This window comes from Nocardia sp. NPDC058176, from assembly GCF_042883805.1.
Lineage (GTDB): Bacteria > Actinomycetota > Actinomycetes > Mycobacteriales > Mycobacteriaceae > Nocardia.
The window spans coordinates 1,152,865-1,169,228 of sequence record NZ_JBHVVA010000002.1 but is presented as its reverse complement, the minus strand read 5'-3'; the positions used below and the strand labels follow the sequence as shown (position 1 = coordinate 1,169,228).

Below are 16,364 nucleotides of genomic sequence, written 5' to 3'. Positions count from 1 at the left end.
CGCAGAACCATCTCCAGCGCCCGGTCACCGTCATCGGAGCGGGCAAGCTCGGCGTGAAGACCGGCGAGGGCTTCTACGACGACTACCCGAAGCCGAAGTAGGGCACGGCCATGACCGAGTTGCTCGCACTCGATCTGAAAGCCGCCGCCATGCACGCCATCTCGCTCGACGGCACCGCGGTGCGCACGCTGGTCGACGGCCTCGACCAGATGCCCGATGGCATCGTCGTGGACCAGCTGCGCGGCCACATCTACTGGACCAACATGGGCAGACCCGATCCCGGTGCGCAGCTGGGGACCGAACCGGAGTTCTTCACCCGCAACGGGTCGATCGAGCGGGTCGATCTCGACGGTCGCAACCGCGTCACCATCGTGCCGGTGGGCGCGTTCACCACCGGCAAGCAGCTCGCCGCCGATTTCGAGGCGGGCAGGCTGTACTGGTGCGACCGCGAGGGCATGGCCGTGCTCACCTGCGATCTCGACGGCGGTGACCTGCGGCCGCTGGTGGTCACCGGTGCGGACCCGCGGATCACCCGTAACTGGTGTGTCGGCATCTGCCTCGATCCGGACCGCCGCCTCGTCTACTGGACCCAGAAGGGCGCCGCCAAGGGCGGTGACGGCCGCATCTTCCGTGCCCCCATCGACCTGCCGCCCGGCGCGACCCCCGACAACCGTCCCGACATCGAACTGCTCTGGCAGGACCTCCCCGAACCGATCGACCTCGAACTCCACGGGCCGCACCTGATCTGGACCGACCGCGGCGCCCCACCCGAGGGCAATACCCTCTACGAGGCCACCGTTCAACCGGAAATCGGTGCCCCGCAGATCATCTCGCGCGGCTACCGGGAGGCGATCGGCGTCACCGGCTACGACCGGCACTTCTATGTCAGCGAACTGGGCGGATCCATCCGGCTGGTCGACCTCGGCACCGGCACCGACACCGAACTGGTCCGCCTCCACAGCCCGCTGACCGGCATCGCCCTCGCGGACCTGTAGCGCGGGCCCGCGCACCCGGTCACGAGCCGCCGATCGTGGCCGGTGAGGGCGGGCTCCTGCGGTTACAGTGGCCGGGAGGCATTGCTTTTATCCGGAGGGTTCGGCGGTGGAACAGCTCGGTACGAACGATCCCCGTCGGATCGGCGACTACCGGCTGCTCGGTGTGCTCGGCTCCGGTGGCATGGGCAAGGTGTATCTGGGCCGCAACTCGGGTGGGCGCACCGTCGCGGTGAAGGTCATCCGGCCCGATCTGATCGGCGACCCGGAGTTCCGCGTCAGATTCCGTCGGGAGGTGGCGGCCGCGCAGCGTGTCGGCAGCGCGTTCACCGCGCCCGTTCTCGATGCCGACGTCGATGCCGATCCCCCGTGGCTGGCGACCGGATATGTGGCGGGACTGTCGCTTTCGGACGCGGTCACCCGGTTCGGCCCCTTCGCCGAACCGACGCTGCTCGCGCTGGCGCACGGGTTGGCTGAAGCGCTGGTCGCGGTGCACGCGACGGGCATCGTGCACCGCGATCTGAAGCCGTCGAACGTGATGCTGGCGATCGACGGTCCCAAGGTGATTGACTTCGGCATCGCCCGCGCCGCGGAGGACGTCGCCCTCACCACCACCGGAAGGGTGGTCGGCTCACCGGGTTTCATGTGCCCGGAGCAGGTGAGCGGCGAACCGCTCGGTCCCCCGTGCGATGTGTTCGCCCTCGGCGGGGTGCTCACTTTCGCCGCCTCGGGGCACGGCCCGTTCGGCACCGCCGAGCTCGTCCAGATGCTGTGGCGGATCGTCTACGAGGAACCCCGCGTCGAATCCCTCCCCCCGTCTCTGCGCCCCCTCATCGCCGCCTGCCTCGCCAAGGACCCCGCCGCCCGCCCCACTCCCCAACAGCTGCGCACCGAGCTCGCCGCCATCGGCAAGCCCGAACGTTCCGGCTGGCTGCCACCCGCGGTCCTGGAGGAAGTCGGCGTGCGCGCGATCCGCCTCCTCGACCTCGATTCCGGTCCCTCCGACCTCGACACCACCGTCACCGCGGACCCGAATCGCCCGATCACCGGTGGCTCGGCCGTTGTCGCCCCGACCGGCCCCTGGGCCCAGGGCCTGCCCCCGATCACCGGCCCGGCCCCGCGCACACCACCGGAGACTGCGACCCCGAGCCGACATCCCGAGCCCGGGTGGCGCCGCGATGCGTCGTCGCCGGGCTGGTCCCCCGGCACGCACCCGGACGGCCCGGCGCCGAGTTGGCCGGGTGTCACAGGTCAGCACCCGATCGCAGACGTGACACAGGCCGGTCAGGGACCATGGCAGCCCACCGGCGGTCCAGCCCCCGGTCCGCGCCGCGACCGTACCCGCCGAACGCGCGTCCTGCTGACGGTCGCCATCGTGGCGGTGTTCGTGGCTGCGGCGGCGGGCACCTTTCTGATCGGCGCCCAACTGCGTGACCGACCGGACGGTGACGGCGCGGCGACCGCGACGGTGGTGGAGACGGGCGAGCAGACGCCATCGGGCAGCGTCCCCGAGGCCTTCCAGGGCGACTGGACGGGCCAGGCGGCCGATGGGCCGGTCCGCTTCGACATCGAGCTCAGCATCGGCCCAGGCGAGGTCGGCGAGGAGGTGGCCTGGTCGGCGAACACCGGCACGATCGGTGGGGAGCGCTGCGAGCGCACCGAGACGCTGACCGAGGCGAGCGAGGAACAGCTCACCTTCAGCGCCCGGCTCACCACGACGGACGGGACCTGTATGGACGACGGCGCCACGTCCACGGTGACCCTCGAGCCCGACGGCACCCTCCGCTTCACCACGCCGGGTCTGCTCGGCACCATCACCGGTGTCCTGCACAAGTCATGACCGCCACACCGCATCGGAGTAGCTGCGAGATAGCTGACTCGCTAGATCAAGATCGACTTCTTGGTCGCTGGTCCAGTGCTGGTCCGGGGCGCTATCGTGGCGTAGCCAACTCGCGAGTAACCAAGCAATCGCCTATCACCGCTGGTGATGCCGGTCTCAGAAATCTGGCCATTGCGATCTGGGTCACTACTATGTCAAACTCTCCCCCCACACTGTGAAGCCGATCGGTCTCACAATGTCCGGAGAGGGAGTTGGTTGAGTAGGCGGCACGTGCGCGAATTTGCCACCTTGTCGTCGGCTGCGCAGAACTCAGTCGAGATCGATCAGCGACAGCGCGGCACCGGTCAGCAGATCGACCAGTTCCTCGACCGGCGGTCGCGTCTCGCGCAGCAACCACTCGTGCGCCACACCGTTGACCGCCCCCGTGATCAAGGCGGTGGTCAGCTGCGCGTCCCCGCGCAACCGGACGCCGATGCCGGCCAGCGCGGTCGCGATCAACGCCGACCAGGTGTGCCGCCGCGCGCGGCGACGCTCCTCCATGCGGTCGCTCACGCCGACCACCTCGATGAGGGCGACCTTGGCGCGGTACGGATCCGAACCCAGCGATTCCAGGTACGCGGCCAGACCGGTGCGCAGTGCCGTCTCGGGATCGGTCGGCGAGTCCAGCTCGACCAGCGCGGCGCCGACCGCGGCCGCGGCGTCGTCCTGGATCCGGTCGTAGGCCGCGGTGAGCACGTCCTCGCGGGTCTCGAACTCCTCGTAGAACTGCCGCTTGGACAGGCCCGCCGCCGCACACACCTCGGCGAGCGAGCACGTCGCGTACCCACGTTCGGCGAAAATTCGCGTAGCTGCTTCCAGGAACCGCTGGCGCCGCTCGGCTTTACGCGCGACGACTGTACGACCCCCATACCGTCTGTCCGCTGTAGTCACCTCTCCAAAGTATCTGAAACCCGGGATCACACTGACATTTCCGGTGTGCCTCATTCATCCCATGAAAAGAAGGACGGCTGACCAGTGCTGCGCACCCGAGGATCGCGGACCGTTTTGTCTGCTCTCGTACTAGCGGCGAGTGCTTCACTCGTCGCCGCTACGCCGACGATGGCTGCCCCGCAGCCTGCCTCGGCGCAGCCCGGCGTTCCCGCCATCGCGGAGAACGTGCCCTCCGAGACGCTGGCAGCGCTGGCACCGACGATCGTAGGCGCCATCTCCGCGCCCGCCCCCATCGCCGACAGCGGCCAGGCCGCGATCCTGGCCCAGGCGCGCCTGCTGCTGGCCACGCCCGGCATTCCCGCGCAGGTCAAGTCGACGCTGGAACGGGTCATCACCTTCCTCGACGGCAGCGGCGGCGGTGGCCCCGACCTCCCGCCCGCCGACGGCCCGCGGATCGCGCAGTTCCTCTACCCGACCATCGGCAAGGGCTGCATCGGCCCGACCTCCGATTCGATCGGCACCGCGCTGGCCGTGCCCGGCCCGGCCGAACTGCCCCCGCCCGGACCCGCGTCCGGCCAGACCGGTTTCGTTTTCACCGCGCTGGGTACCAAAACGCCTGCCGTCGAACAGAATCCGCCGCTCACCGTGCAGTGGGTCAACCTCGACAATCGCCGTACCGGGGCGCAACCGCTGACCACCGAGGCCGCGATCAACCCCGACGGCCCCGCCACCCTGTCCGCCATCGCGGACACCGGTGCCGGCCGGGTCGCCGCGGTGATCTCCGGTTCGCTCACCACGACCACCGCCGACGGCGAAGCTCGTACCTGCTCGTTCGCCCCGACCCTCGGGTTCTTCACCGTCGCTTGAGTCGACGCCTCGCATTGGAGTTCGATCTATGAAGTTTGCCGTCCCCGGCCTGCTCAGCGGGCTGGCAGGCGCGATCCTCGGGGTGATTGCCGTGTTCGGCATCACCGCGGGCGCGCAACAGAATTCGATCCCGGCACCCGAGACCACCGCTGATCCCGGTTCCTCGCTGCTGGGCAACGTGCAGTACGGCAGCCGATGAGCGGCGCGCGCAGGATCATCGCCTGCATCCTCGTCGGCCTCGGCGCGCTGCTGCTCGCCGCCGCTGCCATGATTCCCACCTACACCGTCGGCAAGGTCGCCAAGACCCCGCTGGATCTGCGGATCACCACGATCGCCAAGAGCGTGCCCGGCGAGGAAAGCCTTGTGCTGGACGCGCGTTCGCTCACCTCGCCCGAGGGCTCGGCCAAGATCGACACCAACGTCCCGATCGTCTCGCAGCGCTTCCTGACCGTCGAGGAGCCCTCCGCCGCCGACGAGATGACCGTCCAGGCCGGCCAGACCCTGCGTCGCGACGACCGCGACGGCGACTCCGGTCTGCTCACCGCCTCGGTCGACCGCGTCACCATCAACCGCACCACCGGTGAGCCGATTCCGGCCTCGCCCAACGGTTCCATCGCGGTCAACGTCGACGCCTCGGGTGCCTCGGTGGCCGATCCGTCGCAGCGCGCCGGTCTGCAGTACCGCTTCCCGATCGGCACCGAGAAGAAGTCCTACCCGTACTTCGATCTCAACGCCCGCGCGACCTACGACATCGAGTTCGTCGACGAGTCCGAGATCAAGGGCGTCCCGGTCTACCACTTCCGCCAGACCATTCCGGTCACCAACATGTGGGACGTGGTTCCGGCCGCGACCAACAAGCTCACCCTGCCCGCCGCCAAGTGGGGCCTCGAGGGTGAGGAGCCGGTCACCATGACCCGCTTCTACACCAACACCCGCGACGTGTGGGTCGAGCCGAAGACCGGCGCGGTCCTCAAGGGCGGCGAGCAGATCCACCTGTTCTACGGCCGCAGCGCCAACCAGATCGACGTCACCGCGCTGAAGGCGAACATCGTCTTCGACGACGACACGATCGACGCCCAGCTCGCCGTCACCCAGGAGAGCCTCGACAAGCTCTCCCTGTTCGGCAAGACCCTCCCCATCACCCTCGGCGTCATCGGCGCCCTGCTCGTGATCGCCGGCATCGTCCTCGGCATCCTGAGCAGCCGCCGCAACTCCCTCACCGACGCCCCGACCGAACAGTTCCGCGTACCGCGAAACCTGTAGTCGCGCAATGTTTCACCAGCTCGGCCTCCCCGCTTTCGGCAGGGAGGCCGAGCTGTTTTCATGCCCCGAGCCCCACCAGGCCGAGACGCGGGCCGACGTTGTCGCGTAGCCAGCGGATTCGAGAGTCGTTGTCGGCCAGTCCGGTTCGCGCGATCTCGACCCAGCCGGGTCGATTCAGTACGGCCAGATAGCGATCCAGTACACGATCCCGGCAGCCCGCGGACCAGACGGCCGGATCTGCCTGTTGGACATAGGTGGCGAGGTTCGCGATGTCGCGGTACCGGGATATCGACGGTGTCAGGCGCGCAACGTGTTTCGAGTGCGCGTCGAGTACGGTTCCGGCGGCCGGATAGCGGTCGAGCGCGAGGCCCATGTTGTCCGCGTCGCTCATCTGCGACAGCAGCACGCTGGTGTGGTCGACCAGCGCGAGGTCGGGTTCGTCGACGGTGATCGCCGTGGCCAGGTCGGCGGTAACCGCCACAGTGCCGGCGAAGTACTTGTTGAGAAATTCGCCGTTGCACGCGCGGCGCAGAAGCCAGTCGCGCGACGCGAGAGCGTTTGTCTCGCAAAGTTTTTCGACCACATGAACCCGACCCCACCCAACCGCGCGGTCGCCGAGCCACTGCAGCGCCGTCATCCCGTCGGAGCAGCGAGCCATGGCGTCGGCAACCAGTGGCGCGAAATCGTCCGAGAGCAGACCGATCGTCTGCAGCAGTGGGATGTCCCGGTTGTCGGGGACCGTCCCGAGCAGCGCGACACCCACCCGCACGGCACAGCGATCGGTGCCGCGCCGCACCAGCCATCGTCCGGTCAGTCGTACCCGTTCGGCATCGGCGCGGCGAGCCGCGGCGGCCACGTGTTCGTTTCGGAACAGTGGCACGTCGACGTGGTGGCAGGCTTCGGCCAGATCGGCTGGGTCCGGGTCGGTTTGGGCGAAATGCTCGTCCAGAACTTCGGCGAGTGCGGCGCCCTCGATCCGCCAGTTCCACGGGCGTTCATCCGATCGCCAGCGGCGTCGATGCCGCTGTTCGTCGGGATAGGGGGAGCCGCCCCGCTCGAGCGGTCCGTCGGGAGTCTCGCGGTGCAATCGCATCGCATGGTCGAACAGGGAAACCGGGGAGACGGGCAGCTGCGGCCCGTGCACCAGGCTCATCAGCGGAGAGTGAACTCGATTCGATCAGTCATGGCCGCTGATGCTGCCACCGGTTCGGCGCCCGGTCAACCACGGTCAGCGCTGGCGGAAGGCGTGGGTGAGGTCGGCGTCGGCGAAGGCGACCGGGACGACGCCGTCGACGCTGAAGCGGTAGAGGGCGGTCTGGTAGATGCCGGAGAGGGCGGCGACGATCACGGTGGACACGATCAGCCAGGCGATACCGGCCAGTGCCACCAGCAGGGCCGCGGCCACGCTGGTGGCAAGGAGCTGGAAGCTGCCGATGATGAGGAGCACGCCCGGGATGGCGAGCAGGAAGCCGAAGATGCCGAGGCCCGCGTTGCCGACCACGTTCTCCCCCCAGGTCCGCTTCATCGACTCGGCCGAGTCCTTGACCGCGTCGACGACCCCGCGATCGGCGAGCACCATCTTCGGCAGCACCAGGTAGGAGACAACCTGCCACGCCGCCCCCGCGAGGCCCGTCAGGATCGTCCCGAGGAACCCGGCCCGATCCTGCAGAATCCGCAACACCTGCGAGACCGTCGCCGACACCGCCGCCCACACCAGAATCCGCGGCCACTTCCGCGCCGCGGCCCCGATGCCACCGGCCACGCTCGGATCACCCCCGCGCAACGCGACATCCGCCTGCGAGATGAGCGCCGCGTTGAAGAAGATCGTCACGAACGCCGAGGCCAGATACATCAGCCCGAACAGCACATACGTCGTCACCGACGACCGATCCCACAGGTCCGACACCACGATCGGCACGATGAAAGAAGCCGTCACCCCCACACTGGCCACCCCGGAAATCACCGGAAAAACCGCCAGCTCCTTGCGTGACTTCAACACCGAGGCCGAAGTTTTGAACATCTGCCACGAATTGGCGAACGCCACGTGATCCCCCTCCATCAACGATCGAACAAGATCACACCCTAGCGGCGCCAACCCATCGAGGCGATCCGTCGAACCAGCGGCCAGGGGTTACACCGCGACGACAGACGCTGGGTTCGGTGGGGGAAGTTCGCCGTGAGTGAACGGGGTCACCGGGGTGGAACAAACGGGTGGGGTGGGGGGTTGAGTGAACAAAGCTCAACTTTGGAAGGGTCGATATGACTACAGCTCAGAACCTGCCGGTGCTGTTCCTGACCGATCCGATCGTGCTGCCGGGCATGGTCGTGCCCATCGAACTGGACGAGTCCGCGCAGGCTGCCATCGATGCCGCTCAGGCGGGGAAAACCGGGGCCGTGCTGGTCGCGCCGCGACTGGATGAGGGGTACGCGTCGTACGGCGTCGTCGCCACCATCGAGCAGGTCGGCCGGATGCGCGGTGGCGCGCCCGCGGCGGTGTTGAAGGCCGAGCGCAGGGCGCGGATCGGGCACGGGGTGACCGGGCCGGGTGCGGCGCTGTGGGTGGAGGCCGAGCCGGTCGAGATCGGCGAGCCCGATGAACGGACCACCGAACTCGCGGCCGAGTACAAGAAGCTGGTCGTCGCGGTGCTGCAGCGGCGCGAGGCCTGGCAGATCATCGACATCGTCAACCAGCTCGACGACGTGGAGGCCATCGCCGACACCGCGGGCTACGCGCCGTACCTGTCCAACGACCAGAAGCGCGAACTGCTCGAGACGCCCGACCTCACCGCCCGGCTGACCAAGCAGATCGAGTGGATCACCGATCACATCGCCGAGGTCGAGGTCACCGACAAGATCTCCGAAGACGTGCGCGACGGCATGGAGAAGAGTCAGCGCGAGTTCCTGCTGCGCCAGCAGCTCAACGCCATCCGCAAGGAACTCGGCGAGGACGAACCCGACGGCGCCGACGACTACCGCACCCGCGTCGAGAACGCGGACCTGCCCGAGCACGTACGCGCCGAAGCGCTGCGCGAGGTGGGTCGCCTCGAACGCGCCAGCGACCAGAGCCCGGAATCCGGCTGGATCCGCACCTGGCTCGACACCGTGCTCGACCTGCCGTGGACGGTGAAAACCGAAGACAGCACCGATGTTTCGGCCGCCAGGGCCGTCCTCGATGCCGATCACCACGGTCTGGACGAGGTGAAGGACCGCATGGTCGAGTACCTGGCGGTGCGTTCACGGCGGGCCGCGCGTGGTCTCGAGGTCGTCGGTGGACGTGGGTCCGGTGCGGTGCTCGTGCTGGTCGGTCCGCCCGGTGTCGGCAAGACCTCGCTGGGCGAGTCGGTGGCGAAGGCGCTGGGCCGCAAGTTCGTTCGCGTCGCTCTGGGTGGCGTGCGCGACGAGGCCGAGATCCGTGGTCACCGCCGCACCTACGTGGGCGCGCTGCCCGGCCGGATCGTGCGGGCGGTGAAGGAGGCGGGATCGATGAATCCCGTTGTCCTGCTGGACGAGATCGACAAGGTCGGCTCCGATTTCCGCGGTGATCCGGCGGCGGCGCTGCTCGAGGTCCTCGACCCCGCGCAGAACCACACCTTCCGCGATCACTACCTGGACCTGGACCTCGACCTGTCGAACGTGCTGTTCATCGCGACGGCCAATGTCATGGACACCATCCCCGGCCCGCTGCTGGACCGGATGGAGCTCATCACCGTCGACGGCTACACCGAGGCCGACAAGGTGGCCATCGCCCGCGACTTCCTGGTGCCACGGCAGCTGGAACGCAATGCGCTGACCGCGGAAGAGGTTTCGATCACCGATGCGGCACTGCGCGAGATCGCGGCGAACTACACCAGGGAAGCCGGTGTGCGCCAGATGGAGCGACTCGTCGCAAAGGCATTGCGCAAGGCGGCAACTCGACTGGTGACTGCGGATTCCGCCGCAGAGCCCGGCGGCAAAGCCGCACCGGGTGGCGACGCCGCGTCGCGCGGCAACGTCGGGTCCGGCGGCAATGCGGTGCCGGATGACGGGCAGGTGCTCGGGTACGACCCGTCGCTCGGCTACGACAACGTGGTCGACTTCGAGTCGCGCCCCGCGGCCTCGGTCGAGTCGTCCGCGGACGCGGAGTCCGTGACGACCCTGACCGTCGACGTCGACAACCTCACCGACTACCTCGGCCGCCCCCGCTTCACCCCGGACTCGATGGAACGCACCGCTGTCCCCGGCGTCGCGACGGGCCTCGCGGTCACCGGCGCCGGCGGCGATGTGCTCTACATCGAGGCCAACGGCGCCGAGGGCGAGCGCTCGCTCACCCTCACCGGCCAGCTGGGTGACGTCATGAAGGAGTCGGCGCAGATCGCCCTCACCTACGTGCGCTCGCACCTGGCGGAGATCGGGATCGAGCCGAAGGTCCTCGACCGCAACATCCACATCCACTTCCCGGCGGGTGCGGTGCCCAAGGACGGACCGTCCGCGGGCGTCACCATGGTGACCGCCCTGGTGTCACTGGCACTGGGCCGCCAGGTGCGCGGCGATGTGGGCATGACCGGCGAGGTCACCCTCAACGGCAGCGTCCTGCCGATCGGCGGCGTGAAGCAGAAGCTGCTCGCCGCGCAGCGTGCCGGTTTGAGGACCGTCTTCATCCCGGCCCGCAACGAACCGGACCTCGACGAGGTCCCGGCCGAGGTGCTCGAGGCACTGGACGTGCGCCCCGTCGCCGACGTGGCCGACATCCTCGCCTACGCGATCGAGCCGGTCGCCGAACCGGCCATCGACGCCGATCGGTTCGCCGTCAGCGCCTGATCCGGACCGGCGAACGGGCCGTGCGCGACGCACGGCCCGTTTCGCCGTTCCAGCGCGACCTATCGGCTCACCGTCGGCGGGAGCGCCGGGGCTTCCTCGGCGACGGCGGCCAGCTGTTCCTCGGTGACGACGGTCAGCTGGTCGGTGTCGTACAGGTCCTGGTCGTCGTCGAACTCGGGATCGTCTTCGAAGGTGTCCTCGTCCTCGGCGGCCGCCTGCTCGAGATCCTTCTCGACCCGCCGGGTCGTGCCCTGGGCGACCGCACAGAGGATGGGCTCCTCCCCCTCGGTCTCGGCGTAGACGTCACAGTGGGTGACCGCCTGGCGGCGGGTGGCGCCGAGGACCGTCGCGTGCACGCGCAGCCGCTCACCCTGCGCGGGCCGCAGGTAGGTGATGGTGAATCCGCCGGTCAGGACGTTGGGCCCGAGGACGGTGCCCGCGGCGAAGGTGAGCGCGTTGTCGGCCGCGTAGGCGAGCACCCCGCCGTGCACGAAGCCGAACTGCTGGCCGTGTTCGGGCTGGATCTCGATGATCAGGGTGGCCGCGCCGTCGCCGAATTCGGTGAGCTCGGTGCCGACCAGGCGGGCGAAGGGTTGCGCGGCGAGTACCTGGCGGGCCAGGTCGAGGTCGAGGGTGGTGGCTTCGGTCGGCATCGGGTGTTCCGTTCTTCGAGCTCGGTCGTGACATCGGTTGGCGCGGTACGGATATTGCCACGCCCGGCTTACGGGTAATCGACGGTGCCGTGCGGTATGACGGAACAGTGCCCCAGTGGCTCCTGCATGTCGATCTCGACCAGTTCCAGGCGGCGGTGGAATTCCGGCGCCGCCCCGAGCTGCGCGGGCTACCGGTGATCGTCGGCGGCGAGGGTGATCCCGCGCAACCTCGCAAGGTCGTGACCTGCGCGTCCTACCCTGCCAGGGCCTACGGGGTGCGTGCCGGGATGGCCTTGAAGATGGCGCAGCGCAAGTGCCCGGATGGCGTATTCCTACCGCTGGACATGCCCGCCTACGAGGCCGCCTCCGCGGAGATCATGGCGACGCTGGGCCGGGTCGCGGGCCCGGTCGAGGTGTGGGGGATGGACGAGGCGTTCGTCGCCACCGATGGCGATCCGTGGCAGCTCGCCGCCGAAATCCGCAGTGCCATCATCGAACTCGGCCTCACCTGCTCGGTCGGCATCGGCGACAACAAACTCACCGCCAAACTCGCCACCGGCTTCGCCAAGTCGGCGGGCAAGTCCTCCGCCGAACCCGAGCACGACCCCGGCGCGGCGGCCGGCGTCTTCGAACTCACCGCCGCCAACTGGACCGAACTCATGGGCCACCGCCCCACCGACGCCCTGTGGGGCATCGGATCCAGGATCGCCGAACGCCTCGCCGATCTCGACATCGCCACCGTCACCGACCTCATGGCCGCCGACCGCGACCGCCTGGCCACCGAATTCGGCCCGAGCACCGGCCCCTACCTGTGGGTTCTCGGCCACGGCAAGGGCGACACCGAACTCACCACCACCCCGCGAACCCCCGTCGGCCGCAGCAAGTCCGAAACCTTCCCTCACGACCTCACCGACCCCGCCGAGATCCACCGCGAAGTGGCCCGCATCGCCACCGAGGTCGCCGAGGAGATGCGCGAACACCACCGCATCAGCACCCGGGTAGCGGTCACCGTCCGCACCAAAACCTTCTACACCCGCAGCAAACAGCAGAAACTCCCCCACCCCACCGACGACATCCCCACCATCGTCGCCACCGCCCTCGCCATCATCGCCCGCTTCGACCTCGACCGCCCCGTCCGCCTCCTCGGCGTCCGCCTGGAACTCCTGCAGTTGGACAGTTGATCACCAGGCACTGGTGCCGAAACCCTCTCGGCCGATGCTTGCGTGATTGCCTGATGATCAATCGTCCAGCTGGACCCGGGGTCGTCGGGGAGGCGACGTGGGGGCGGTGGGGCTCGTATGCTCGGGCGCATGGAGTTTTCGGCGATGGTGGCCCGTGAGTCCGACAGTGGGATCGTGCTCGCTCCCGAGCGGGTCGGGGAGGACTTCCTCGGCCAGGGCGAGGTGACGATCAAGGTTCACTACTCGAGTGCCAACTACAAGGACGGGCTCGCGATCACCCCGCGCGGGGGTGTGGTGCGGAACTATCCGATCGTGCCGGGCATCGATCTCACCGGCGAGGTGATCGCCTCGGAGGTCGACGACTTCGCTCCGGGCGATCTGGTGATCGCGCACGGCTATGACCTGGGTGTTTCCCGCAACGGCGGGTTCGCGGAGTATTCGAAGGTGCCCGCGGAGTGGGTGGTTCGCCTCGACGGGCTGAGCACCCGCGACGCCGCCGCCATCGGCACCGCCGGTTTCACCGCGGCGCTGAGCGTGCGGGCCCTGCTCGACCACGGCCTCACCCCCGATGACGGCGCGGTCCTGGTCACCGGCGCGACCGGTGGTGTCGGCTCGGTCGCCATCGACATCCTCTCCGGCCTCGGCTTCGAGGTCATCGCCTCCACCGGCAAGACCGACGCGGGCGACCTGCTCGCCGAGCTCGGCGCGAACGAGGTGATCGGCAGGCTCCCGCTCGATCCCGATGCCAAGCCGCGCCCGCTGAACAAGGCGAGCTGGGCCGCCGCGGTCGACAGCGTCGGCGGCGCCTCGCTGGCGCATGTGCTCAGCGCGATCGGTTACGGCGGCGCGGTTGCCGCCAGTGGCCTCACCGGCGGCGCCGAGCTGCCCGCCACCGTGCTGCCGTTCATCCTGCGCGGGGTGAGCCTGCTCGGCATCGACTCGGTCTTCCTGCCGATCGAGAAGCGCCGTGAGCTGTGGACGCAGCTCGGGAAAGAGCTTCGCCCACAGCATCTCTCGACGATCGAGTCGTTCGCGCCGATCACCGAGGTGGGCTCGGTGCTGCAGTCGATCAAGGACGGCACGCATTCGGGCCGCACCGTCATCGGGGTGGCGGGGGAGTTCTGACCTACTTCGCCGGGAACGAGGCCGGGAAGAGTTCGCCGACGGGACGCCGCAGGTAGTCCCGTTCGGCGTACGCCTCGCGCATCCGGTCGAACAGTTCCTGCGCGCGTTGCGTCATCGCGGCCAGGTCGATGCCGGGAATCACCCCGTCGCGCACCGTGATCCGGCCCGCGACCATCGAGAAGTCCGCCGCGCGCCCGGTGCTGTTCATGCACAGGGTGCGGATCGGGTCCTCGATGACACCGTCGCGCGGATCATCGAGCCGGAACGCCAACAGGTCCGCGGTCGCGCCCACCTCGATCCGCCCGAGGTCGGGGCGGCGTAGCGCATCGGCGCCGCCGCGGGTGGCCGCGTCGATGTAGTTGGCGTAGGTCGCCGAATCAAGTTGGTGCGTCAGCACTTTCGCGAGGGTGACGCCGATGTCAATGCCGCGCACCAGATCCGGTGGGAACGAGTCGGTGCCGAGTGAGATTCGTACGCCCGCCGCGCGGTAGCGGCCGAAGGTGTCCAGCGCCGAACCGTGCCTGGCCGAGGTGAGCGGGCAGTGCACGATGGCGGCGCCCGAGGCTGCCAGGGTGGCGATGTCGTCGTCGGTGTCCGCGTCGACGTGCGGGTTGGAGTCGACGTAGATCCCGTGGGGGATGAGCAGATTCGGCCCGAGCAGGCCGGCCTGTTCGAGCACCGCCAGCGGCGGGACACCGAACCGGTCGAGGACGAAGGCCCGTTCGAGCAGTCCCTGTAGCGCGTGCAGGCGAACCAGGACACCGGTTTCCGCGGCCAGCGAGGCTGTGCGTCGGAGCAGTTCCTCTGTGAGCGTCTCGATCCGGCACGGCAGCAGGGTGCCGTGGACGAGATCGGTGTCCTGCTCGGCGGCCCACCCCAGGAACCGGGCCGCGTCGGCGAACCCTTCCCGGCCCAGTTCCTCGTTCCAGTAGATGGATCGGGTGCCGTCGTCGTCGACCACGTTCACCCCGGACCGGTAGGCGGGCCCGAGGTAGACCCGCAGGCCGAGGCGTCGCGCCGCTTCGGCCATCGCGACGGCGTCGTCGTAGGTCTCGGCCCAGTCGCTGTGGATCTCGGAGGCGATCGGCATGGCCGTGGTGACCCCGTGCAGCAGCAACTGGACGAACCCGTACTCGCGGATGAACGCCCGCTCCTCGGCATCGAACACGGCTCGCCGCCGATGCGTGGCGTACTCGCGCGACCATTGCAGGCCGAGCCCGAGTTCGCGCGACTGCCACGAGTCGAGGATGGTGTGGTCGATGTCGGTGAGTGCGTCGAGGTCGACGAGGCCGGGCATCAGCACCGCCGCGCCGAGCTCGATCACCTCGTCCACCTCGTGCGCGCCCCGCGGACCAACGCCGACGATGCGCGAATCCCCTACCACCACTTCGGCATCGGCGAGCATGATGTGCCCCTCGGCCGAATGCGCGAGCACGTGTCGTGCCCGGATACCGCGACGCATTCAGTTCCCCTCCCTACCCCAGCGACCGGGGATCTCGAAGCCGTCGAGCGCGGTGTCGACCGAAACCACCGCGCCCCGGTGGATTACGGTCCGCTCGGCGGGCCGGTCCATGACGGCGGCGGTCGGGCTCACGGAGTCGACCAGGAAGAACTCGGCCGGATCACCCACCGCGAAACCCGGCCGCAGGTCGAGCGCGTCGAGCGGCGCCAGGCTCCGATCGATCACGCTCGCCCCACCCCAGGTGGCAACGGCCAGTGCGTGTTCCACGTGCTGATCGGAACCGAACCCGTTGACGAACGCGAGTTGCCAAGCGCGGTCGAGCATGTCGCCGTTGCCGTAGGGCGACCAGTAGTCGCGCTGCCCGTCCATCCCGACCCCGACTCGCACGCCCGCCGCGGCCAGGTCGAGTAGTGGCAGCTCCCAGCCCTTGGCGCCCGCCGCGTGGGTGAGCGCCACCTCGTTGGCCGCCAGCCGCTCGATCGCGGCAGGTACCGCGGGCAGGCCGCTGGCCAGCGCGCGAGCGTGCGAGACGGTCACCAGTCCGCGCATGTCCAGCGCCTCGATCCGTTCGTGGATCAGCTCCAGGGTGAACAGCCCGAGTTCACCCGCCTCGTGCAGGTGGATGTCGATGCCGACCTGGTGCCGCTCGGCGAGGCCGAACACCGCGTCCAGATGACGCACCGGATCGCGATCGATCTCGCACGGGTCGATCCCGCCGACCAGATCGGCCCCGGCTCGCAGCGCCGCGTCCATCAGGTCGACGACACCCGGTTCCAGCAGGATCCCGACCTGCGGGAACGCCACGATCTCCACATCGCACACCTCGGCATAGCGCTCCCGCGCCGCGAGTACGCCCTCCAGTTTCGTCAGTCCGGAATCGGCATCCACCTGGGCGTGACTGCGAATCCTGGTGGCGCCGTTGGCCACCGCGACGGCGAGGGTGAACACGGCCCGCTCGGCGACCGAGCGTTCGGCCGATCGCCAGTGCTCGCGGTCGTTCATGATCCGGCCCCAGCGTCCCGGTTCGCCGGTCTGGGCGCGGAAGGGCAGGCCGAGGCGGGTGGAGTCCAGGTGCAGGTGCACGTCCGAGAGGGCGGGCAGGATCACCCGGCCCGCGCCCTCGACGTGCGTACCGGCCCGGTCGGGGGAGCCGGTGGACGACACCGCGGCCACCAGCCCGTTCTCGACCAGCACGTCCACCGGGTCGGCGCCCCACGGTCGCACGTCGGTGAGCAGCAGTGAATCGCCCACGGA

At 69.1% G+C, this 16,364-nt stretch carries 14 protein-coding genes and 1 pseudogene; 9 read left to right on the top strand and 6 right to left on the bottom strand.

Translation table 11 applies throughout. The annotated features are described in order from the left end of the window. Window positions 1–110 precede the first annotated feature (110 nt). Window positions 111–995, top strand: coding sequence for a hypothetical protein (locus ACFVVM_RS17950; RefSeq protein ID WP_387619051.1), 885 nt, complete (start codon window positions 111–113; stop codon window positions 993–995). A 106-nt stretch (window positions 996–1,101) separates the two neighbouring features. Continuing rightward, the gene (locus tag ACFVVM_RS17945) at window positions 1,102–2,832 is read left to right on the top strand and encodes a protein kinase (RefSeq protein WP_387619049.1); all 1,731 of its coding nucleotides are present in this window, start codon (window positions 1,102–1,104) and stop codon (window positions 2,830–2,832) included. Between the two features lie 309 nt (window positions 2,833–3,141). Here ACFVVM_RS17945 and ACFVVM_RS17940 read toward each other — a convergent pair whose 3' ends face one another. Continuing rightward, window positions 3,142–3,762, bottom strand: a complete 621-nt coding sequence (locus ACFVVM_RS17940) for a TetR/AcrR family transcriptional regulator (RefSeq protein ID WP_387619046.1) — start codon at window positions 3,760–3,762, stop codon at window positions 3,142–3,144. A 168-nt stretch (window positions 3,763–3,930) separates the two neighbouring features. Between ACFVVM_RS17940 and ACFVVM_RS17935 the strand changes: the two genes are divergently transcribed. Genes ACFVVM_RS17935 through ACFVVM_RS17925 form a run of 3 tightly spaced genes read left to right on the top strand, consistent with a single transcriptional unit; the run spans window position 3,931 to window position 5,892 of the window. Further along, window positions 3,931–4,629 (top strand): hypothetical protein, encoded by a 699-nt coding sequence (locus ACFVVM_RS17935; RefSeq protein ID WP_387619043.1) that lies wholly within the window; start codon window positions 3,931–3,933, stop codon window positions 4,627–4,629. Between the two features lie 28 nt (window positions 4,630–4,657). Next, the gene (locus ACFVVM_RS17930) at window positions 4,658–4,828 is read left to right on the top strand and encodes a DUF2613 domain-containing protein (RefSeq protein WP_387619041.1); all 171 of its coding nucleotides are present in this window, start codon (window positions 4,658–4,660) and stop codon (window positions 4,826–4,828) included. Then, entirely contained in the window at window positions 4,825–5,892 is a 1,068-nt protein-coding gene (locus ACFVVM_RS17925) for a DUF3068 domain-containing protein (RefSeq protein WP_387619038.1), read from the top strand. Before ACFVVM_RS17930 ends, ACFVVM_RS17925 begins: the two co-directional genes overlap by 4 nt. Window positions 5,893–5,950: 58 nt before the next feature. Here the strand turns inward: ACFVVM_RS17925 and ACFVVM_RS17920 are convergent, their stop codons facing one another. Further along, the gene (locus ACFVVM_RS17920) at window positions 5,951–6,748 is read right to left on the bottom strand and encodes a hypothetical protein (RefSeq protein WP_387619036.1); all 798 of its coding nucleotides are present in this window, start codon (window positions 6,746–6,748) and stop codon (window positions 5,951–5,953) included. Window positions 6,749–7,120: 372 nt separating this feature from the next. Beyond that, window positions 7,121–7,828, bottom strand: coding sequence for a DUF6159 family protein (locus ACFVVM_RS17915; RefSeq protein ID WP_387619034.1), 708 nt, complete (start codon window positions 7,826–7,828; stop codon window positions 7,121–7,123). Between ACFVVM_RS17915 and ACFVVM_RS17910 the strand changes: the two genes are divergently transcribed. Then, window positions 7,812–7,940: a hypothetical protein gene (locus ACFVVM_RS17910; RefSeq protein WP_387619032.1), complete on the top strand. Its 129-nt coding sequence runs from the start codon at window positions 7,812–7,814 to the stop codon at window positions 7,938–7,940. The genes ACFVVM_RS17915 and ACFVVM_RS17910 overlap by 17 nt on opposite strands. Window positions 7,941–8,151: 211 nt before the next feature. Next, on the top strand, window positions 8,152–10,689 hold the full coding sequence (gene lon / locus ACFVVM_RS17905; RefSeq protein ID WP_387619029.1) for an endopeptidase La: 2,538 nt from the start codon (window positions 8,152–8,154) through the stop codon (window positions 10,687–10,689). 245 nt (window positions 10,690–10,934) lie between these two features. Here lon and ACFVVM_RS17900 read toward each other — a convergent pair. Next, window positions 10,935–11,342, bottom strand: a pseudogene (locus ACFVVM_RS17900) (PaaI family thioesterase); the annotation flags it as partial. Between the two features lie 107 nt (window positions 11,343–11,449). Here ACFVVM_RS17900 and ACFVVM_RS17895 point away from each other — a divergent pair. Beyond that, window positions 11,450–12,523, top strand: coding sequence for a DNA polymerase IV (locus ACFVVM_RS17895; protein ID WP_387619027.1), 1,074 nt, complete (start codon window positions 11,450–11,452; stop codon window positions 12,521–12,523). 129 nt (window positions 12,524–12,652) lie between these two features. After that, complete coding sequence (locus ACFVVM_RS17890) at window positions 12,653–13,648, top strand: acryloyl-CoA reductase (RefSeq protein WP_387619024.1); 996 nt, start codon at window positions 12,653–12,655, stop codon at window positions 13,646–13,648. 1 nt (window position 13,649) lies between these two features. Here ACFVVM_RS17890 and ACFVVM_RS17885 read toward each other — a convergent pair whose 3' ends face one another. Together ACFVVM_RS17885 and ACFVVM_RS17880 are read right to left on the bottom strand one after the other, a co-directional pair. After that, a complete protein-coding gene (locus ACFVVM_RS17885) occupies window positions 13,650–15,110 on the bottom strand; it encodes a chlorohydrolase family protein (protein ID WP_387619021.1) in 1,461 nt (486 codons plus the stop codon). Then, on the bottom strand, window positions 15,111–16,361 hold the full coding sequence (locus tag ACFVVM_RS17880) for an amidohydrolase family protein (protein WP_387619019.1): 1,251 nt from the start codon (window positions 16,359–16,361) through the stop codon (window positions 15,111–15,113). Window positions 16,362–16,364 lie beyond the last annotated feature (3 nt).

Excerpts from the sequence above, each read along its gene's own strand:
- ACFVVM_RS17935 (WP_387619043.1), top strand. The coding sequence starts at position 3,931 with ATGGCTGCCCCGCAGCCTGCCTCGGCGCAGCCCGGCGTTCCCGCCATC.
- ACFVVM_RS17885 (WP_387619021.1), bottom strand. The coding sequence starts at position 15,110 with ATGCGTCGCGGTATCCGGGCACGACACGTGCTCGCGCATTCGGCCGAG.
- ACFVVM_RS17950 (WP_387619051.1), top strand. The coding sequence starts at position 111 with ATGACCGAGTTGCTCGCACTCGATCTGAAAGCCGCCGCCATGCACGCC.
- ACFVVM_RS17890 (WP_387619024.1), top strand. The coding sequence starts at position 12,653 with ATGGAGTTTTCGGCGATGGTGGCCCGTGAGTCCGACAGTGGGATCGTG.
- ACFVVM_RS17925 (WP_387619038.1), top strand. The coding sequence starts at position 4,825 with ATGAGCGGCGCGCGCAGGATCATCGCCTGCATCCTCGTCGGCCTCGGC.
- ACFVVM_RS17930 (WP_387619041.1), top strand. The coding sequence starts at position 4,658 with ATGAAGTTTGCCGTCCCCGGCCTGCTCAGCGGGCTGGCAGGCGCGATC.
- ACFVVM_RS17910 (WP_387619032.1), top strand. The coding sequence starts at position 7,812 with ATGAAAGAAGCCGTCACCCCCACACTGGCCACCCCGGAAATCACCGGA.
- lon (WP_387619029.1), top strand. The coding sequence starts at position 8,152 with ATGACTACAGCTCAGAACCTGCCGGTGCTGTTCCTGACCGATCCGATC.